The 19377-nt window shown below is 71.1% G+C and carries 18 protein-coding genes and 1 pseudogene; 4 read left to right on the top strand and 15 right to left on the bottom strand.

What is annotated here, in order from left to right; translation table 11 throughout:
* Positions 1 to 26 precede the first annotated feature (26 nt).
* From era to hrcA, 8 genes are read right to left on the bottom strand one after another with little or no spacing between them, the layout of a single operon-like run.
* Entirely contained in the window at positions 27 to 920 is an 894-nt protein-coding gene (gene era / locus J2W45_RS03925; protein WP_310129163.1) for a GTPase Era, read from the bottom strand.
* Positions 917 to 2362: a hemolysin family protein gene (locus J2W45_RS03920; RefSeq protein ID WP_310129162.1), complete on the bottom strand. Its 1446-nt coding sequence runs from the start codon at positions 2360 to 2362 to the stop codon at positions 917 to 919. Before J2W45_RS03920 ends, era begins: the two co-directional genes overlap by 4 nt.
* An 8-nt stretch (positions 2363 to 2370) precedes the next feature.
* Positions 2371 to 2832: an rRNA maturation RNase YbeY gene (ybeY, locus tag J2W45_RS03915; protein WP_121260820.1), complete on the bottom strand. Its 462-nt coding sequence runs from the start codon at positions 2830 to 2832 to the stop codon at positions 2371 to 2373.
* A 7-nt stretch (positions 2833 to 2839) separates the two neighbouring features.
* Positions 2840 to 3952, bottom strand: coding sequence for a PhoH family protein (locus J2W45_RS03910; protein ID WP_396427059.1), 1113 nt, complete (start codon positions 3950 to 3952; stop codon positions 2840 to 2842).
* On the bottom strand, positions 3939 to 4295 hold the full coding sequence (locus J2W45_RS03905) for a histidine triad nucleotide-binding protein (RefSeq protein ID WP_310129159.1): 357 nt from the start codon (positions 4293 to 4295) through the stop codon (positions 3939 to 3941). Before J2W45_RS03905 ends, J2W45_RS03910 begins: the two co-directional genes overlap by 14 nt.
* A gap of 41 nt (positions 4296 to 4336) precedes the next feature.
* The gene (locus J2W45_RS03900) at positions 4337 to 5065 is read right to left on the bottom strand and encodes a 16S rRNA (uracil(1498)-N(3))-methyltransferase (RefSeq protein WP_310129157.1); all 729 of its coding nucleotides are present in this window, start codon (positions 5063 to 5065) and stop codon (positions 4337 to 4339) included.
* 5 nt (positions 5066 to 5070) lie between these two features.
* Positions 5071 to 6186 carry a molecular chaperone DnaJ gene (gene dnaJ, locus J2W45_RS03895; protein ID WP_310129154.1) on the bottom strand — a complete coding sequence of 372 codons (1116 nt, stop codon included), beginning with the start codon at positions 6184 to 6186 and terminating at the stop codon, positions 5071 to 5073.
* Positions 6187 to 6241: 55 nt separating this feature from the next.
* Complete coding sequence (gene hrcA / locus J2W45_RS03890; protein WP_310129152.1) at positions 6242 to 7264, bottom strand: heat-inducible transcriptional repressor HrcA; 1023 nt, start codon at positions 7262 to 7264, stop codon at positions 6242 to 6244.
* Between the two features lie 157 nt (positions 7265 to 7421).
* Between hrcA and J2W45_RS03885 the strand changes: the two genes are divergently transcribed.
* On the top strand, positions 7422 to 7940 hold the full coding sequence (locus J2W45_RS03885; protein ID WP_310129150.1) for a DUF4870 domain-containing protein: 519 nt from the start codon (positions 7422 to 7424) through the stop codon (positions 7938 to 7940).
* A 94-nt stretch (positions 7941 to 8034) separates the two neighbouring features.
* Positions 8035 to 8415, top strand: coding sequence for a DUF4870 domain-containing protein (locus J2W45_RS03880; RefSeq protein ID WP_310129148.1), 381 nt, complete (start codon positions 8035 to 8037; stop codon positions 8413 to 8415).
* Here the strand turns inward: J2W45_RS03880 and hemW are convergent.
* From hemW to J2W45_RS03860, 4 genes are all read right to left on the bottom strand, one after another.
* A complete protein-coding gene (gene hemW, locus J2W45_RS03875) occupies positions 8408 to 9658 on the bottom strand; it encodes a radical SAM family heme chaperone HemW (RefSeq protein WP_310129146.1) in 1251 nt (416 codons plus the stop codon). The two genes, J2W45_RS03880 and hemW, sit on opposite strands and share 8 nt — an antisense overlap.
* The gene (locus J2W45_RS03870) at positions 9658 to 10323 is read right to left on the bottom strand and encodes a DUF1990 family protein (RefSeq protein ID WP_310129144.1); all 666 of its coding nucleotides are present in this window, start codon (positions 10321 to 10323) and stop codon (positions 9658 to 9660) included. Before J2W45_RS03870 ends, hemW begins: the two co-directional genes overlap by 1 nt.
* A gap of 55 nt (positions 10324 to 10378) precedes the next feature.
* The gene (gene lepA, locus J2W45_RS03865; RefSeq protein WP_310129142.1) at positions 10379 to 12229 is read right to left on the bottom strand and encodes a translation elongation factor 4; all 1851 of its coding nucleotides are present in this window, start codon (positions 12227 to 12229) and stop codon (positions 10379 to 10381) included.
* Positions 12230 to 12340: 111 nt separating this feature from the next.
* Positions 12341 to 13561, bottom strand: a complete 1221-nt coding sequence (locus tag J2W45_RS03860; RefSeq protein ID WP_310129140.1) for an amidohydrolase — start codon at positions 13559 to 13561, stop codon at positions 12341 to 12343.
* Between the two features lie 88 nt (positions 13562 to 13649).
* Between J2W45_RS03860 and J2W45_RS03855 the strand changes: the two genes are divergently transcribed.
* Together J2W45_RS03855 and rpsT are read left to right on the top strand one after the other, a co-directional pair.
* Positions 13650 to 14531 carry an NAD-dependent epimerase/dehydratase family protein gene (locus J2W45_RS03855; protein ID WP_310129137.1) on the top strand — a complete coding sequence of 294 codons (882 nt, stop codon included), beginning with the start codon at positions 13650 to 13652 and terminating at the stop codon, positions 14529 to 14531.
* 190 nt (positions 14532 to 14721) lie between these two features.
* On the top strand, positions 14722 to 14982 hold the full coding sequence (rpsT, locus tag J2W45_RS03850; RefSeq protein WP_310129135.1) for a 30S ribosomal protein S20: 261 nt from the start codon (positions 14722 to 14724) through the stop codon (positions 14980 to 14982).
* Positions 14983 to 15108: 126 nt separating this feature from the next.
* On the opposite strand, the gene holA is transcribed toward rpsT, so the two are convergent.
* The 3 genes and pseudogenes from holA to J2W45_RS03835 all read right to left on the bottom strand — a co-directional run bounded on the left by holA (position 15109) and on the right by J2W45_RS03835 (position 19324).
* Positions 15109 to 16149 carry a DNA polymerase III subunit delta gene (gene holA / locus J2W45_RS03845; RefSeq protein ID WP_310129134.1) on the bottom strand — a complete coding sequence of 347 codons (1041 nt, stop codon included), beginning with the start codon at positions 16147 to 16149 and terminating at the stop codon, positions 15109 to 15111.
* Between the two features lie 293 nt (positions 16150 to 16442).
* Positions 16443 to 18236 (bottom strand): annotated as a pseudogene (locus tag J2W45_RS03840) (ComEC/Rec2 family competence protein); the annotation flags it as partial.
* Positions 18237 to 18607: 371 nt separating this feature from the next.
* Complete coding sequence (locus J2W45_RS03835; protein ID WP_310129133.1) at positions 18608 to 19324, bottom strand: ComEA family DNA-binding protein; 717 nt, start codon at positions 19322 to 19324, stop codon at positions 18608 to 18610.
* Between the last annotated feature and the right edge of the window lie 53 nt (positions 19325 to 19377).

Here is a 19377-nt window from a genome sequence, read left to right as displayed (position 1 = left end):
TACGGGCGCTGCGCTCGGCCGCCGCCTCAGAAGCCGAGGCGCCCCAGCTGCTTCGGGTCGCGCTGCCAGTCCTTCGCGACCTTGACGCGGATCGACAGGAACACGTGGCGGCCCATCAGCTGCTCGATGGGTGCGCGGGCGGCGGCGCCGACATCGCGGATGCGGCTGCCGCCCTTGCCGATGACGATCGCCTTCTGGCTGTCGCGCTCCACGAAGAGGTTCGCGTAGATCTCCACCAGGTCTTTGTCGTCGCGCTCGACGATGTCGTCGATGGTGACCGCGAGCGAGTGCGGGAGCTCGTCCTCGACGCCCTCGAGCACGGCCTCGCGGATCAGTTCGGAGATGCGGTCCTCGAGGCCCTCGTCGGTGGTGGCCTCGTCCGGGTACAGCGGCGCGGGCGACGTCGGGAGCAGCTTCATGAGCTCCGAGGTCAACGTCTCCAGCTGGATGTGGCTGACGGCGGAAACGGGCACGATCGCCTCCCACTCGCGCAGGGCGGACACGGCGAGGAGCTGCTCGGCGACCTGGGCCTTGCCCACCGCGTCCACCTTGGTGACGATGGCCACCTTCTTGGCGCGCGGGTACTCGTCGAGCTGGTCGTTGATGAAGCGGTCGCCCGGGCCGATCTTCTCGTCGGCCGGCACGCAGAAGCCGATCACGTCGACGTCGCCGAGCGTCGACTGCACGAGCGTGTTGAGACGCTCGCCGAGCAGGGTGCGGGGGCGGTGGATGCCCGGGGTGTCGACCAGGATGAGCTGGCCGTCCTTCTGGTGCACGATCCCCCGGATCGCCCGGCGCGTGGTCTGCGGCTTGGAGCTGGTGATCGCCACCTTCTCACCCACCAGGGCGTTGGTCAGCGTCGACTTGCCCACGTTGGGGCGGCCGACGAACGAGACGAATCCGGCGTGGTACTCGGTCACGATCTGGTCTCCTGCGCGGTGTGACGGTGGTCGGTGCGGGCGGTCTGCCGCTCGGTCTGGTGCCGCTCTGACGCGTGCCGCTCTGATGCGTGCCGCTCTGACGCGCGCCGCTCTGATGCGTGCCGGTCGGGTCGGTCTTCGTCCTTCGGCATGGGGACGTGCCCGCCGTCGGGTTCCGGCAGCAGCGCCACGTCCCGTTCGACCAGCACCGAGGCGACGTGCTTGTGCTTGCCCTCGATGCGGTCGACCGTGAAGCGGAGCCCGTGCACGTTCACGGTCGAGCCGACTTCGGGCAGCCGCCCCAGCGCCTTGGTGACGAGGCCGCCGACGCTGTCCACGTCCTCGTCCTCGATCTCCAGGTCGAACAGCTCGCCCAGGTCGTCGATGGGCAGGCGCGTCGCGATGCGGTAGCGTCCCTCGCCGAGCGGCTGGATGAGCGCGACCTCGTGGTCGTACTCGTCCGAGATGTCGCCGACCAGTTCCTCGATGAGGTCTTCGAGCGTGACCAGCCCGGCGATGCCGCCGTACTCGTCCACCACCATCGCCAGGTGGTTCGACTCGCGCTGCATCTGCGCGAGCAGCGCATCCGCCTTCTGCGATTCGGGTACGAACAGGGCCGGCCGGGCGAGGTCGCGGACCGTCAGCTCGTCGGCGCCGAGGGGGCGCTCGAAGCTCAGCTTGGCGGCGTCCCGCAGGTACAGGATGCCGACCACCTCGTCCGGGTCGCCGCCGTCGATCACGGGCATGCGCGAGACGCCGGTGGAGAAGAAGAGCCCCATCGCCGTGCCGAGGCCGGCGGTCGCGTCGACGGTGATCATGTCGGTGCGCGGGATCATCACCTCGCGCACGACGGTCTCGTTGAACTCGAAGATGGAGTGGATCAGCTCGCGGTCGTCCTCCTCGAGCACGTCGAACTCGGTCGCCTCGTCCACGATCGAGAGCAGCTGCTCCTCGCTGGTGACCGGGGCCGACCGGGCGCGGGACGGCGTGACGCGGTTGCCGAGCGCCACCAGCCCTCCGGGGATCGGGCCGAGCACCACGCGCACGAACCGCACGAGGGGCGCCGTGAGCCGCAGCAGGAGGGTGGAGTTCGCCCGGCCGACGCTCCGCGGGCTGACGCCGACGAGCACGAACGACACGGCGGTCATGATGAGGGCGGCGAGGATGAGCGACACCCACCACTCGGCGAAGATCTGCTCGAACGCGAGGGTGACGAGCACGGCGGCGGTCGTCTCCGCCAGCAGGCGCGTGAAGCTGACGGCGTTGAGGTACGCCCCGGGGTCCTCCGCGATGGATCGCAGCGACTTCTTGGCGCGCGATGTCTCCGCCAGGTCGGCGATGTCGCCGCGCGACTGCACCGCGAGGGCGGAGTCGACGGCCGCCATGAGGCCGCCGAAGGCCACGAGCAGGAACGCGACGACGAAGAAGAGCGCCTGCAGCATCCCGCCCCCTAACGCTGTCGGTCGTAACGGGCGAAGCCCACGAGGATGTCGCGCTGGATCGCGAACATCTCGCGCTCCTCCGCCGGCTCGGCGTGGTCGAAGCCGAGCAGGTGCAGGATGCCGTGCGTGGTGAGCAGGAGCAGCTCGTCCATCAGGGAGTGACCGGCCGTCTCGGCCTGCACCTGGGCGACCTGCGGGCAGAGCACGACGTCGCCGAGGAGACCGGCCGGCGAGGGCTCCTCCTCGGTGCCCGGGCGAAGCTCGTCCATCGGGAAGCTGAGGACGTCGGTGGGACCCGGCTCGTCCATCCACTGCACGTGGAGCTGCTCCATTGCAGCCTCGTCGACCAGCACGATCGCGAGCTCCGCATCCGGGTGCACGTGCAGGATGTCGAAGGCGTAGGTCGCCAGCCGCTGCAGGGCGGCCTCGTCGACCTCGATGGTCGACTCGTTGTTGATCTCGATGCTCACTGCGGCCCTATCGTCGCTTCGGGAGGTGGTCGCGCGGCGTGCCGCTGCGGCGCTCGGCGCGGTTGGCGAACTCGGCCGCCTGCTCGCGCTCGTAGTGCCGCGCCTGCTGGCGCGCGTCGTACTCGGTGTAGGCGTCGACGATCCGGCCGACCAGGCTGTGCCGCACCACGTCTTCGCTCGTCAGGCGGGCGAAGTGGATGTCGTCGATGTCGTTGAGCACGCGCGTCACCAGCCGCAGACCGCTGGCCGAGTTGGGCAGGTCGATCTGGGTGATGTCGCCGGTCACGACCATCTTCGAGTTGAAGCCGAGGCGCGTCAGGAACATCTTCATCTGCTCGGGCGTCGTGTTCTGCGCCTCGTCGAGCACGATGAAGGAGTCGTTGAGCGTGCGACCGCGCATGTACGCGAGCGGGGCCACTTCGATCGTCCCGGCCGCCAGGAGCTTGGGGACCAGCTCCGGGTCCATCATCTCGTTGAGCGCGTCGTAGAGCGGGCGCAGGTACGGGTCGATCTTGTCCGTCAGCGTGCCGGGCAGGTAGCCCAGCCGCTCCCCCGCCTCCACCGCCGGACGCGTCAGGATGATGCGGTTGACCTCTTTGCGCTGCAGGGCCTGCACGGCCTTCGCCATCGCCAGGTAGGTCTTGCCGGTTCCGGCCGGGCCGATGCCGAACACGATGGTGTTGTGGTCGATCGCGTCGACGTACTGGCTCTGACCGAGCGTCTTCGGGCGGATGCTCTTGCCGCGCGCGGTCAGGATGGCCTGGCCGAGAACGTCGGACGGGCTGAGGTTGAGATCGCTGCCGAGCATGCGGGCGGAGCTGGTGACCTCGGCGGCCGACAGCTCCTGGCCGTTGCGGACCATCTGCAGAAGCTCTTCCACCAGCCGCTGCGCCGCGGCCACCTGGGTCGGGTCGCCCGCGAGCGTGATCTCGTTGCCGCGCACGTGCACGTTGACGAGGGGGTACTGCCGCTCGAGCGTGGTGAGCAGCCGGTCCTGCGGCCCGAGCAGGCGGACCATCTGCACACCGTCGACGCTCAGGTGCGCCTCGGCGGCGCTGCCCGGGTTGCCGGCGTCGCCCTCCGGGATCGCTCCGGGGGCGGTGGAATCAGAGTTGGCCAAGGCGTCCTTCCTCGAGCTGACCGCTCAGTACGTGCGCGTGGACGTGGAACACGGTCTGACCCGCGCCCGGTCCGGTGTTGAAGATGAGACGGAAATCACCGTCGGAGTGCTCGGCGGCGAGCTTCTTGGCCGTCGCGACGAGCTCCGCGAGCAGGTCGGGGTCGCCGGCGGCGAGCTCCGTCACATCGCGGTACTGCTCGGTCTTGGGGACCACGAGCAGGTGGAGCGGCGCCTGCGGCGCGATGTCGCGGAACGCGATGATCCGCTCCGAGTCGTACACCACGTCGGCCGGGATCTCGCCCGCGATGATGCGCGAGAAGATCGAACGCTCCGTCTCTGCCATGCCTCTATCCTATTCGCGCGCGCCGACAGCGCGCCGGGCGTTCACCAGCGGCGGAGCGCCGCGTTGAGCACGGCGAGGGCGGCGGGTCCCGCGGTGGAGGTGCGCAGCACCGTCGCGCCCAGCCGGACGAGCTCGGCGCCCGCGTCCCTGAGCGCCGCGAGCTCCTGCGGCGCGATGCCCCCCTCGGGCCCGACCACCAGCACCAGGCCGCGGTCGTCGGGCACGATGCCGGTCAGCGGCTCCTCCGCATCCGGCTCGAGCACGAGGACGCGGGCGGTCGCCGCCAGCGCGGCCAGCTGCTTCGTCGTGGCCAGCTCGCCGACCTCCGGCGTCCAGGCGCGGATGGATTGCTTGGCCGCCTCCCGGACGATCGAGGTCCAGCGCTCCCGGCCCTTCGCCACCTTGGCGCCTTCCCAGCGCGAGACAGAGCGGGCTGCGGACCACGGCACCACCGCATCCACCCCGAGCTCCGTCGCCGCCTGGATCGCGAGCTCGTCGCGGTCGCCCTTCGCCAGCGCCTGCACCAGCGTGATCGCCGGTGCCGGGCGCTCGACGCGCGAGACGGCCTCGACGTCGATCGTCAGCTCGGTGTTCGTCGCCACCAGCACCTCGCCGGAGGCGACGAGCCCCCGGCCGTTGCCGATCAGCACCGACTCGCCGGGCCGCGTGCGGTTGACGGTCGCGGCGTGCTTCGCCTCGGCGCCCGTCAGCGACAGGCGCGCTCCGACCTCGACGTCGTCGAGGTCCTCGCGCAGGTAGAGGGACGCCATCAGGGTTACAGGTTGAGGAACCGGTCGCGGAGCTTCGCGAACAGGCCCTGCTGGAAGTGCGCCAGCGAGGGCTCCTGCGTCCGGTGGGACGCCGCGAACTTCTTGATCAGCTCCTTCTCCTTGTGGTCGAGCTTGGTGGGCGTGACCACCTGGATGCCGACCCGAAGGTCGCCGCGGCCGCTGCCGCGCAGGTGCGTGATGCCGCGGTCTTTGACCGTGATGATGTCGGCCGACTGGGTTCCGGGCTTGAGCTCGAGGCGGATGTCGCCGTCGAGGGCCTTCACGTTCGCGGTCGTGCCGAGGATCGCATCCGTCATCGACAGCTCGAGCGTGCAGAGCAGGTCGTCGCCGTCGCGGCTGAACACCTCGTGGTGCTTGACCTTGATCTCCAGATAGAGGTCGCCATTGGGGCCACCGGCCGGACCGGCTTCGCCGCTGCCCGGCATCTGCAGGCGCAGGCCGGTGTCGACGCCGGCGGGGATGTCCACCGGCACGGTGCGGCGTGCGCGCACGCGGCCCTGGCCCTGGCAGGTGACGCACGGGGTCGCGATGACGGTGCCGTACCCGCGGCAGGTGCCGCACGGGCTCGACGTCATGACGTTGCCGAGCAGCGAGCGCACCGAGCGCTGGATGCTGCCCGTGCCGTGGCAGATGTCGCAGGTCACCGGCTGGGTGCCGGGCTGGCAGCACGAGCCGTTGCAGGTCTCGCACACCACGGCCGTGTCGACCTCGAGGTCGCGGTGCGTGCCGAAGATGACCTCGTCGAGGTCGACCTCCACCCGGAGGAGGGCGTCCTGGCCGCGCTCGCGGCGCGACCGCGGGCCGCGCCCGCCCGGGGCGCCGCCGCCGAAGAACGTCTCGAAGATGTCGCTGAACCCGGCGAAGTCGGCGCTGCCCGCGCCGCCGCCGAATCCCCCGGAGCCGCCGAGATCGTACTGCTGCCGCTGCTGCGGGTCGCTGAGCACGTCATACGCGTGCGTCACGAGCTTGAACCGCTCCTGCGCCTCGGAGCTGGGGTTCACGTCCGGGTGCAGCTCGCGCGCGAGCCGGCGGTACGCCTTCTTGATCTCGTCGGGGCTTGCGTCGCGCTCGACGCCGAGGACTTCGTAGTGGTCGGCCACGTGGGCTGTTCCTTCTTCTTTCGTCGCGTGTGGTGGTCGAGGGATGCCGGACGGCCTACTGGTCGCCGAGCAGCCGGGAGAGGTAACGGGCCACGGCGCGGACCGCCGCCATGTTGCCCGAGTAGTCCATGCGGAGCGGTCCGAGCAGTCCGACGCGGGCGACATCCGACCCCGCCGCACTGTAACCGCTGGAGAGGACGGATGCTTCCGTCAGGCCGAAGCCGGCGTTCTCGCGCCCGATGCTGACGGCGACGCCGTGCTGGTCCGAGGCCATCTCGTCGAAGAGGCGCAGCAGCACCACCTGCTCCTCGATCGCCTCGAGGACCGGGGTGATGGTGCCGGGGAAGTCGAGCTCGGTGCGCACGAGGTTCGCCGCGCCCGCCATGACGAGCTTCTCCTGGCGGTTCGCCGCGATCTGGTCGAGCAGGGCGCTGACCACGGGCTCCACCAGGGCGCGCGTGCGCTCCGTGAGCGCGCCGGGCAGCTCGCGCAGCCGCGTGGTCGCCTCGGCGAGGGTGAGTCCCGCCGCCGCGCCGTTTATCGCGCCGCGGATCTCGGCCACGTCTTCGTCGCTCAGCTCGGCGATGGGCTCGATGACCCGCTGCTCGACCGCTCCGGAGTCCGTGATCAGCACGCTGAGTAGCCGGCGCGGGGCCAGGGCGACCAGCTCGATGTGACGGATGCGCGAGCGCGCGACCGTCGGGTACTGCACCAGCGCCACCTGATTGGTGAGCTGGGAGAGCAGGCGCCCGGTGCGCGAGAGCACGTCGTCGAGGTCGACGGACTGGCCGAGGAAGGTCTCGATCGCGGTCCGCTGCGCCGACGTGAGCGGCCGCATCTCTGCGAGGTGGTCGACGAAGAGCCGGTAGCCCTTGTCGGTCGGCACCCGGCCGGACGAGGTGTGCGGAGCCGCGATCAGCTCCTCCTCTTCGAGCAGGGCCATGTCGTTGCGGATCGTCGCCGCGGAGACGCCGAAGGAGTGCCGCTCCACGATGCTCTTGGACCCCACCGGCTCGCGCGACGCCACGTAGTCCTGGACGATGACGCGCAACACCTCGAGGCTGCGTTCCGAGACCATACCCGCCTCCCGTCGATCGATTAGCACTCGCTGATCCTGAGTGCCAATCCTACCGCGCCGAAACGCCCGCAGGATGATTGCTGGCTGAGACACGGCGGCAGTACCGTATGGGCACCGGTTCGACCCGCTCGCAACCGATCACGAAAGGGTTCCGCAGATGACAGACCCGAACCAGCCCGCCGACCCGGCAGGCGGCGTCCCGCCGCAGCAGCCCGGAGGCGTCCCTCCCCAGCAGCCCTACGGCAACGTGCCGCCCCAGCAACCGTACGCGCAGCCGGCCGGAGCCGGCCAGCAGCCCTACGCCGCCGCGGGCGCCGCACCCCTCGACCCCGCCCAGGACAAGCAGTGGGCGTCGTTCGCCCACCTGGGCGGCATCCTCTGGTTCCTGCCCTCGCTCATCATCTGGCTCGTCTTCAAGGACCGCGGCCGTCTCACCGACCAGGAGGCCAAGGAAGCCCTCAACTGGCAGATCACCTGGATCATCGCCTGGGTGGCCTCGCAGGTCATCGGGATCATCATCGGCAGCTTCACCTACGGCATCGGCTACCTGCTCTTCGGCCTGCTGATCCCGTGGGCGCTGTACATCCTGAACCTGGTGTTCTCCATCCTCGGCTTCGTGCGCGTGAACAGCGGCGGCACCTACCGCTACCCGGTGAACTTCCGCTTCATCAAGTAGCGGTCGCGCGTTCAGGCTCTTTTCAGCCTACGGCGCTGCGCCCTAGGCTGGATGGACCACGTCCACCCCTGGCCAGTCAGAGGAGAACAGCACCATGTCCGCCACACCCCCGCCGCCCCCGCCGCAGCAGCCTTACGGCGGCGCGCCGCAGCTCAGCCCGGCCGACGAGAAACTCTGGGCGACGCTCGTCCAGATCGGCGGCATCCTGTTCAGCTGGATCCCGGCGCTCATCGGCTACCTCGTCCTCAAAGACCGTGGGCCGTTCGTGCGCGCGCACACCGCGACCGCGCTGAACTTCCAGATCACCATCTTCATCGCGTACGTGGTGGGCGGCATCCTGTCGATCGTCGTGATCGGCATCTTCATCATCATCGCCGCGTGGGTGCTGAACATCGTGTTCAGCATCATCGCCGCGGTGAAGGCGAACCAGGGCGAGTTCTACACCTACCCGGTCGCCATCCGCTTCGTCAGCTAGCGGTCCGCTCCGCGGCGTCCTCGGCGAGCAGTCGGCGGACGACCGCGTCAGCCAGGAGCCGCCCCCGCAGGGTCAGCACGATCGACCCGCGGAGGGCGGCTCTTCCGTCGATCAGGCCGTCGGCGATGAGCGACGGCACCTCGCGACGGCCGGCGTCGCCGAGCTCCGCGGTCCGCACACCCTCCCGGATGCGGCTCAGCAGCAGGACGCGCTCGACGTGCCGCGTCTCCGCATCCAGCGTCTCGCGCCCCGCCGCCGGGGACTCCCCGGCCAGCACGCGCTGCGCGTATGCGGCCGGGTGCTTGACGTTCCACCAGCGGACGCCGCCTACGTGGCTGTGCGCCCCCGGCCCGATCCCCCACCAGTCGTGACCGAGCCAGTAGGCCAGGTTGTGGCGGGAGCGATGCTCCTCGTCGGTCGCCCAGTTGCTGACCTCGTACCAGTCGTAGCCCGCGTCGGCGAGCCGCTGGTCGGCGAGCTCGTACATGTCGGCCTCGAGGTCGTCGTCGGGCTCGGCCACCTGGCCGGAGCGGATCTGCCGCGCCAGCTTGGTGCCGGGCTCGACGATCAGCGCGTACGCGGACAGGTGGTCCGGCTCGCACGCCAGCGCCGCGTCGAGGCTGCGGGACCAGTCGTCGAGCGACTCCCCCGGTGTGCCGTAGATCAGGTCGAGGCTCACCTGCAGACCGGCCTCGCGCGCCCAGCCGACCACGAGCGGGACGCGCGCCGGGTCGTGCGTGCGCTCCAGCGTCTCCAGCACGTGGGGCACGGCCGACTGCATCCCGAACGAGACGCGCGTGAAGCCCGCGTCGGCCAGCCGCCGCAGGTCGTCGGCGTCGACCGAGTCGGGGTTCGCCTCCGTGGTCACCTCGGCGCCGTCGGCGAGACCCCACGCGTCGCGGACCGCACCGAGCATGGCCGTCAGGTCGCCGGGCGGCAGGAGGGTCGGCGTGCCGCCCCCGAAGAACACCGTCGACACCGGGCGGTCGGGGACGCCGCTCGCGCGCAGCGCACGCGCGGCGAACTCCACCTCGCGGACGGCGTGACCGGCGTAGTCGGACTGGGAGACGCCGCGCAGCTCGGTCGCGGTGTACGTGTTGAAGTCGCAGTAGCCGCAGCGCACGCGGCAGAACGGCACGTGCAGGTAGACGCCGAAGTGCCGGTGGGCTGCATCCACCGCGGTGGATGCGGGCAGCAGGCCGTCGGCGGGAGCGGGGTCGCCGAGGGGAAGGGTGCTGGGCATCAGGCGGAGCTCACCGGGTGCAGTGCGCGCAGGTACTTGGCGGTGAAGCGGCGCTGCATGAAGGACAGGACCGGCGAACCGAGCCGGTAGAAGGCGTTGGACGGGCGGGACAGGGCGCGCAGCACGAACCAGACAGTGCCGTCCTCGCGCTGCTCCACCAGGAACAGCTCCTCACCGCTCTCCGGGTGCCCGTGCAGAGTCCCGTAGGCGAAACCGCGCCGGTGCGGCTCGTCGACGACGTACACGACCCGGATCGGGGCGGACACGCGGAACGGGCCGAACGGGATCTTCAGCACCGCGGTCATGCCGTTGCGCACGAACGGCGTGCCGTCCTCGGAGAACACGTCCTCCTCCGGGCGGTTGGCGCGCATCCGCATCGGCGTGCCGTCGGGGCCGAACTCGACGCCCTCGTACTGCACGCCGGTGCCCTCGCGCACATCCGTCACGTGGATGCCGCTCCCCTTCTGCACGCCCCACGCCATGAGCGCCGTGGCAGAGGTCTCGAAGCGCTCCTCGCCGCTGCCCAGCCGGATGCTGCGCTCGAGCGGCTTGTAGCCCTTCGGCGGGTAGTACAGCAGATCGGCCGCCTGGGTGGCGCCGACCGCCCCGTACGTGACGGGTTGGTCGGTGAAGCTCGAGCGGCGCATGTACTCATCTTCCGTCATGACGGAGGGGTTCGCGAAACGGGGTTCCGCCGCGCGCCGGGCGGCGCGCTGCAGCCTACTTCTTGTCCTTCTTCTCCGTGTCGCCGGAGAGCGCGGCGATGAAGGCTTCCTGGGGGACCTCGACGCGGCCCACCATCTTCATGCGCTTCTTGCCCTCCTTCTGCTTCTCGAGGAGCTTGCGCTTGCGGGTGATGTCACCGCCGTAGCACTTCGCGAGGACGTCCTTGCGCATCGCGCGGATGTTCTCGCGCGCGATGATGCGGGCGCCGATTGCGGCCTGGATGGGGACCTCGAACTGCTGGCGCGGGATCAGCTCGCGCAGCCGCGACGCCATCATGGTGCCGTAGGCGTAGGCCTTGTCGCGGTGGACGATCGCGCTGAACGCATCCACCGTCTCACCCTGCAGCAGGATGTCGACCTTCACCAGGTCGGATTCCTGCTCCCCGAACGGCTCGTAGTCGAGCGAGGCGTAGCCGGCGGTCTTGGACTTGAGCTGGTCGAAGAAGTCGAAGACGATCTCGCCGAGGGGCATCGTGTAGCGGATCTCGACCCGGTCCTCGCCCAGGTACTCCATGCCGAGCAGCGAACCGCGGCGGCTCTGGCACAGCTCCATGATGACGCCGACGTAGTCCTTGGGGGCGAGGATGGCCGCCTTGACGACCGGCTCCTCCACCTTGTCGATCTTGCCGCCGGGGAACTCGCTCGGGTTGGTGACCGTGATCGTCTTCTTGTCCTCGGTCGTCACCTCGTAGATCACGCTCGGTGCGGTGGTGATGAGGTCGAGGCCGAACTCGCGGGAGAGGCGCTCGGTGATGATCTCGAGGTGCAGCAGGCCGAGGAAGCCGCAGCGGAAGCCGAAGCCGAGCGCGACCGAGGTCTCCGGCTCGTAGACGAGCGCGGCGTCGGAGAGCTTGAGCTTGTCCAGCGCCTCGCGGAGCTCCGGGTAGTCGCTGCCGTCGATCGGGTACAGGCCCGAGAACACCATGGGCTTCGGCTCGGTGTACCCGGGGAGGGCCTCGGTGGCGGGCTTCGCGGCGGTGGTGATCGTGTCGCCGACCTTGGACTGGCGGACGTCCTTCACCCCGGTGATCAGGTAGCCGACCTCGCCGACGCCGAGCCCCTTGGAGGGCGTCGGCTCGGGCGACGAGACGCCGATCTCGAGGATCTCGTGGGTGGCGCGGGTCGACATCATCTGGATGCGCTCGCGCGGGTGCAGCGTGCCGTCGACCATGCGGACGTAGGTGACCACGCCGCGGTAGCTGTCGTAGACCGAGTCGAAGATCATCGCGCGGGCCGGGGCGTCGGCGACGCCGACGGGCGCCGGGATCTCCGCGACGACCCGGTCGAGGAGCGCCTCGACGCCCATCCCGGTCTTGCCGGAGACGCGGAGCACGTCCTCCGGCTTCCCGCCGATCAGGCTGGCGAGCTCCTGGGCGTACTTGTCCGGGTCGGCGGCGGGCAGGTCGATCTTGTTGAGCACGGGGACGATGGTGAGGTCGTTCTCGAGGGCCAGGTAGAGGTTGGCGAGCGTCTGCGCCTCGATGCCCTGGGCGGCATCCACGAGGAGGATGGCTCCCTCGCACGCCGCGAGCGACCGGGACACCTCGTACGTGAAGTCGACGTGCCCGGGGGTGTCGATCATGTTCAGCGCGAAGGTCTGGCCGTCGACCTCCCACGGCATCCGGACGGCCTGGCTCTTGATCGTGATGCCGCGCTCGCGCTCGATGTCCATGCGGTCGAGGTACTGGGCGCGCATGTCCCGCTCGGCGACCACGCCGGTGATCTGCAGCATCCGGTCGGCCAGCGTCGATTTGCCGTGGTCGATGTGCGCGATGATGCAGAAGTTGCGGAGGGAGGCCGGGTCGGTCGCGGCGGGCTCGAGGGCCTGGAGAGCTCGTGGTGACATCGTCCGGCCATTCTCCCATGTCCTCGGGCCGCGCAGCGCACCCGCGTGCGCACCCGGCAGCGCACCCGGGTGCGGGCCCGCGTGCGCGCCCGGGACGACCGCGGCCCGCGGTCAGGCGAACCGCTCGGCGCGCTCGACCACGCGCCCCTGTCCGTCTTCGAACCGGTAGACCTCGGCGCCCTGGATGAACACGCGCTCGGCGCGCGAGTTCACGTCGAGCGGGTCGCCCGACCACACGACCACGTCGCCGTCGAGACCGGGCGTCAGCGAGCCGACCCGGTCGTCCAGCCGCAGGAATGCGGCCGGGTTGACCGTCAGCGCTTCGAGCGCCGTCTCGCGCGGCAGCCCGTCCTTCACCGCGAGGGCCGCCTGGTAGATCAGGAAGTTGATCGGCACCACCGGGTGGTCCGTCGTGATCGCGACCCGCACGCCCGCCTTCGCCAGCACCGCGAGGTTGGCGATGGCACGGTCGCGCAGCTCGACCTTGGACCGCGACGTGAACATCGGCCCGAAGATCACCGGGATGTCGCGCTCGGCCAGCACGTCGGCGATCTTGTGCGCCTCGGTGCCGTGGTTGACGACCAGGCGGTAGCCGAACTCGTCCGCGAGGCGCAGCGCGGTGGCGATGTCGTCGTGGCGGTGCGTGTGCTGATCCCACGCGAGCTCGCCGTCGAGCACCCGGACCAGGGTCTCCTTCGACAGGTCGCGGTCGAACGGCTTGCCCTCCCGCTCGGCGTTGTCGCGCTGCGCCCGGTAGTTCTGGGCGGCGACGAACGCCTCGCGGACGATCATGGCGACGCCGAGACGCGTGCTCGGCGTCTGGTTCTTGCCGCCGTAGACGCGCTTCGGATTCTCGCCGAGAGCCGACTTGACGCTCACCGCCTCGTGGATGATCTGCTCGTCGATGATGCGACCGCCCCAGGTCTTGATCGCGACGGTCTGACCGCCGATGGGGTTGCCCGACCCGGGCTTCACGACCACCGAGGTGACACCGCCGGAGAGCGCGTCGCGGAACCCCTCGTCGTCGATGTTGATCGCGTCGATCGCGCGGACGGCCGCCGTGTTCGGGGTCGTCATCTCGTTCGTGTCGTCGCCGGCCGGTCCGTTCGCCTCCTCGTGGATGCCGACATGGCCGTGCGACTCGATGAAGCCCGGGAGCACCCACTTGCCGGCCGCATCCACCACCGTGACGCCGTCGGGAATTGTCACCTGGTCGGCCGGCCCGACCGCCTCGATGACGCCGTCGCGGACGAGGACGGTGCCGTTCTCGATGGGCGGCTGGGCGACGGGGACGACGTGACCGTTGACGATGGCGATAGTGGAGGAAGTCATAATCCGAGCGTACGCGCGTCGCGTGCGGGCCCATCGGGACCGATGCGATCTGCGGAATATTCATCCGCTCCGTCAGTTGTGGACGATTATGAACATCCTCCTCACCGGCGCGACCGGCTTCATCGGATCCTCCGTGCTCACCCGCCTTCTCGACGAGGGCCACAGCGTCACCGCCCTGGTCCGCGACGCGGACAAGGCCTCAGCGGTCGAGGCCGTCGGCGCGTCGGCGGTCGTCGGCGACGCGTCCGACGCGGACCTCGTGGAGCGTACGGCGCGCGTCAGCGACGGCGTCATCCACCTGGCGTCGGGCAAGGACGTCGACGCCGTGCTGGTGCCTGCCGTCCTGGCCGGTCTCGCCGGGTCGGGCAAGCCGTTCGTGCACACCGGGGGGATCTGGACCTACGGATCGAACGACGACATCACCGAGGAGTCGCCCGTCGCACCGCCGGCGATCACCGCCTGGCGCTCGGCGGCCGAGGGCCTGGTCCGCGGCGCCAAGGGCGTGCGCGGGACCGTCGTGGTCCCGTCGATCGTGTACGGGCACGGCAAGGGCCTGCCGAACGTGGTGGCCGACGCTCCGCGGACCGAGGGCGCCGCTCCGGCCCTCCGCCTGATCGGCGACGGGTCGCAGCACTGGGCGACCGTGCACGTCGACGACCTGGCCGCTCTGTACGTGCTGGCGCTGGAGCACGGCACCGCCGGCGCGACGTACATCGGCGCGGGTGGTCAGAACCCGACCGTGCGCGAGCTCGGCGAGGCGGCCGCGCAGGCCGCCGGCCTCACCGGCGGGGTGGTCACGGAGCCCGTAGACGAGACGCGCTCCCGCCTCGGCGAGGGCCTCGCGGAGGCGCTTCTGCTCGACCAGCAGGCGCGCGGCTCGAAGGCCCGGATCGACCTCGGCTGGGAGCCGAACGGCGCCACTCTGCTGGAGGAGCTGCTCGTCGGTTCGTACGCGCCGGCGCGGGTCTGAGCCGGCTCGCGCGTCCGCGCCTGCCGGGCCGTCTCAGCGATTCTGTCGCAGCGATTTTGGCGGGATGCGGGACCCGCTGGTAGAGTTGTTTGTTGGCTTGCGTGTGGATGTGTCCGCACGAAACGCCGCAAGGCGCCCTCTCCGCTGAGCGGCACATCCCTAACTCACTCAGAAACGAAAGTGACCACTCGTGGCAAACATCAAGTCGCAGATCAAGCGCAACCGCACCAACAAGAAGGCGCAGGAGCGCAACAAGGCCGTCAAGAGCGAGCTCAAGACCGCCATCCGCGCCACCCGTGAGGCCGTCGTCTCCGGCGACAAGGACAAGGCGACCGCGGCGCTGCGCCTCGCTGCGAAGAAGATCGACAAGGCGGCCAGCAAGGGCGTCATCCACAAGAACCAGGCGGCGAACCGCAAGTCTGCGATCGCCAAGCAGGTCGCCGCGCTCTAAGCGACGACCGACCGCGGGACCTGTCCCGCGCCGCGAGCGAGCCCCCGCTTCTGGACCACGGTCCGGGCGGGGGCTCGCTGCATGTGCGGACGCGGTCGAGTCGCGTTCCCGGTCCGACCGCGCGGTTCAGTCGCGCCCGCGGGCGCTGACCACGCGGATCATGCGCTCGAGGGCGAACACCGGGTCGCGGCCGCCGCCCTTGACGTCGGCGTCCGTCTCGGCGAGGAGCTCGATGCAGCGTCCGAGCCCGTCCTCCGTCCAGCCCTGGAGGTCGCGGCGCGCCCGATCGACCTGCCAGGGCGCCAGGCCGAACTGCTGAGCGAGCTGCCCGGATCCGCCCTGCGCGCCGGAGATCTTGGCCATCGTGCGGATCTTGCTGGCGAAGGCCGCGACCATGGGCACGGGATCGGCCCCCGACGCAAGCGCGTGGCGCATCGTGACGAGCGCCTCACCGTGGCGGCCGGCGATCGCCGCGTCCGCCACCTGGAACGCGTTCGTCTCGACGCGTCCGCCGTAGTACTTGTCGACCGTCGCCTCGGTGATCTGCTCCGCCGAATCGGAGAGCAGCTGCTGGCACGCGGCCGCGAGCTCGGCGAGGTCGTCGGAGAACGCCGACGTGATGGCGCGGAGCGCTCCGGGGGTCACCTTGCGGCCCGCGGACGCGAACTCGGCCTGCGCGAAGTCGTACTTCTCCGCATCCTTCTTGAGCTCGGCGCAGACCACCTCGATGCCGCCGCCGGTGCCCGCACGGATCGCGTCGAGCAGCTTCTTGCCGCGCACACCGCCGGCATGCCGCAACGTCACCACGGTGCCGTCGGCGGGGGCGTTCAGGTAGTCGAGCATGTCGGCCAGGAACGCGTCGTTGCACTTCTCGACGGCGTCCACCCGGATGAGGCGCGGCTCACCGAACAGGGAGGGGCTCGCGAGGGTGAGCAGCTCCCCCGGCGCGTAGTCCCCCGCGTGCAGATCGCTGATCTCGAGACTGGGGTCGTCGGCCTTGAGTGCGTCGCGCAGTGTGCGCACGGCCCGGTCGGCGAGGAAGCCCTCCGAACCCGTGACGAGCACCACCGGGGCCGTGCGGATCTGGTTCCACGGGAGCTGCGGGATGGCGCTCGCGGCGGGCCGCGTCTTGCTCGCTCCACCTCTGCTGCCGGCTCGGGTCGCCACGTGTCTCCTTGCGCTTGTGCGGATCCGGCGTCGGGCCGGTTCACTCCTCCAGGATACGGGGGACCACCGGCACTCGACGCGGGCGGCCGTTCGCTCCAGACGCGGATCCCGTCCGGCCCGGGCGACACGAGGACCAGCCCCTGCTCATCGGTCCGTGCCACGGGTGTCCCGCAGGACGCCAGCAGATCGAGTGCCCGGCGCGTGGGATGCCCGTAGCCGTTGTGGACGCCGACCGAGACCAGTCCCAGGCGTGCGCCGAGCGCGCGATACATCGCCGGGCTCTGGTCGGCCGATCCGTGGTGCGCGACTTTGACCACGTCGACGGGACGGACCGCCCGCGTGGCGAGCACGGCATCCTGCGCCTCCTCCCCCAGGTCGCCCAGGAACAGCGACCGCAGCCCTCGGCCCTCCGCCTCGACGGTGAGGCTGCCGGGGTTGCCGGTGTCCATGCCGGACCCGCCGGAGTCCATTCCGGACCCGCCGGTCGCCGTCGGCCAGAGCAGTCGCCAGCTGAGTGCGCCCAGTTCGCCGTGCAGTCCGGCGCTCCCCCGCTCCACCGGCACGCCCGCTGCGCGCAGGACGTCGAGCGTGCGCTCGTCGGCATCCCGCACCGGGCGTTGCACGATCGCACGGCGGACGCGCGAGGCGACCCCTTCCACCCCGCCGACGTGGTCCGCGTCGAAGTGGCTGAGGATCAGGACATCGATGTGCTGGATCCCGAGCCGGTCGAGGCACGCGGTGGCAGGCTCCGGGTGGCGCCCGACATCGATCATCCCGACCGCGTCGCCGTCGCGCAGGAGCAGGGCGTCTCCCTGACCCACGTCGCACGCGGCCAGCTGCCAGTCGGCGGGCAGGGCGACGGCGCGTCCGACGGCGGCTCCGCCGAGGGCGCCGACGTACCCGACGACGCCGATGAGGAGGGCGGCGCACGCGACGATCGCGACGGCACGCGGCGCACGCCGCCCGAGGACGAGAACGGCGACCGCCACCAGCACAGCCCCGCTCAGGGCGACGCCGAGCGGACCGGGAGCCCACGGCAGCGCCACACCGGGAAGCGCGCTCATCGCGGTCGCCACCTGGGCGATCCAGGCGGCCGGGAGCCACGCCAGCCGGACGATCAGCTCGCCGAGTGCCGGCGCCCAGGGAAGCACGGCGCACGCCAGGCACCCGAGCATGGTCGCGATCGGCGCGGCGGGCTCGGCGAGCAGGTTGGCCGGGACGCCGTACAGCGGGAGCGTCGGCGAGAGCAGCACCAGGACCGGCTGACAGGCCAGCTGAGCAGCGGTCGGGATCGCCAGGGCGAGCGCCAGCGCCCGCGGCATCCACCGCGTGAGCACCGTCGCGAGCGGTCCGGCGAGCACCAGCAGCCCGGTTGTCGCGAGCGCGGACAGGACGAAGCCGTAGTCGCGAGCCAGCCAGGGGTCGTGCACCAGCAGCACGATGCCCGCCAGCGCGAGAGCCGGGACGCCGTCGGCCGGACGTCCGCGGGCGAGCCCGATGAGGACGACGCCCGCCATCGCGGCCGCACGGATCACGCTCGCGCCGGGCCCGACCAGCGCGACGAAACCTGCGAGCGCTGCGCCGGCGGCCACGATGCGCGTGCGCCGACCGGCTCCCGCGGCGCGGGCGATCAGGAACACCAGCCCGATCACCAGAGCGCAGTTCGCCCCGGACACGGCCGTCAGGTGGCTGAGCGATGAGGCGGTCATCGCCTCGTCGAGTGCCGGTGAGAGGTCGGTCTCGTCGCCGATGGCGAGGCCGGGCAGCAGGGTGCCGCCGTCGCCGGGTGTCCGCGCGGCGGCTGCAGCGAAGGTCGTCCGCGCCGCGGCGGCCCATGCCAGCCAGGGCGGCGGAGGCTCTGTGATTCTCACCGCGTCGGCGCCCGCGCTGCGCACCGTGTAGCTCGTCGCCTCTCCCGGGTCGTCACGGCGTGGCACTCCCTCCGCGCGTGCCGTCGCTCCGAGGGCGAAGGCGCGCGCTTGGTCCGGTGCCGCGTCGAACTGCACGCTGACCGGGACCCCGCGCGGCTCCTCCACGGTCGTGCCGCGCAGCGTCCAGCGGGGCTCCGAACCGAAGCCCCCGGCCATGCGGTGCGGCGGACGCTCGACGCGCACGACGACCTGGACCACGTCGGAGCGCCGAGCGGCGCGGTCCAGGTCCTGCGCATCCCGGCCCGGCGCTTGCGCCGCCACCACCCCTGCTCCGAGCGCGACGGCACCGAGCATGACGGCGACGCAGGCGAGCACCCGTCCCGGCCGGTCACGGCCGACTCGACTCCGGCCGGCGGGCAACGGCCTGACCGACTTCCGTCGCGCCCGGGCCACAGCGACACCGATGAACGCTGCCGCACCGATCGCCGCCGCGGCACACACCGCGGCCGCCGCATCCGTCAGCCCGATCAGCACCGCGCACGTCGCCCAGAGGCACACGGCGGGCAACGCGAGCCGAAGGTCCGGCATCAGACCACCACCCGGTCCTTGAGCCCGTCGAAGAGCTTCTGGCCGATCCCGGTCACCTTCATCAGATCGGTCACCTGGGCGAAGCGCCCGTTCGCCTGACGCCAGTCCAGGATGCGCTGCGCGAGCGCCGGCCCGATGCGCGGCAGCGTCTCGAGCTCCGCCTGCGTGGCGGTGTTCAGGTTCACGGTCGCCCCGGCCGGCGGCGCAGAGCCGGTCGCCGAAGTCCCGGCACCGCCCGCACCCGGCGCGGCGGCCGGCGCCGTCTCGCCGACGCGGGGCACCACGAGCTGCTCACCGTCGGCGACCGGTCGCGCGAGGTTCACCCCGGCCGCCTCCGCGTCGTCCGTGAGCCCACCGGCCGCGGCGACCGCATCCACCACTCGTGCTCCCGGCGCCAGCGATACCAGCCCCGGTTTCCGCACCGCCCCCGTGACGTGGACGAGTACCGAGCCCCCGGCGTTCGGGAGCGGCGTGCCGGACGCATCCAACCCAGCCCTGACAGACGAGCGCGCGGTCGGCGTCGGCAGCCCCACGGAGTGGCCCTGCTGGGCGCCCGCAGAGACCAGCACTGCGAGGACCCCCGCCAGGATCAGCAGCACCACCGCGGCTCCAACTCCGAGGCGCAGCCGCCTTGGCGCCGTCGGAGAAGCTCCGGCGGCAGACAGGTCGGCATCCATGGCATCGTCCGCCGCGGAAGGATGTGCTCGGTGTCGCATCCCCTCACGCTAGAAAGCGGCACTTGTCCCGTGCGCGCCGACGCCGAATCGGT

Source organism: Leifsonia shinshuensis (assembly GCF_031456835.1).
GTDB classification, from domain to species: Bacteria; Actinomycetota; Actinomycetes; order Actinomycetales; family Microbacteriaceae; genus Leifsonia; species Leifsonia shinshuensis_C.
This window is presented reverse-complemented; position numbering and strand designations above follow the sequence as displayed.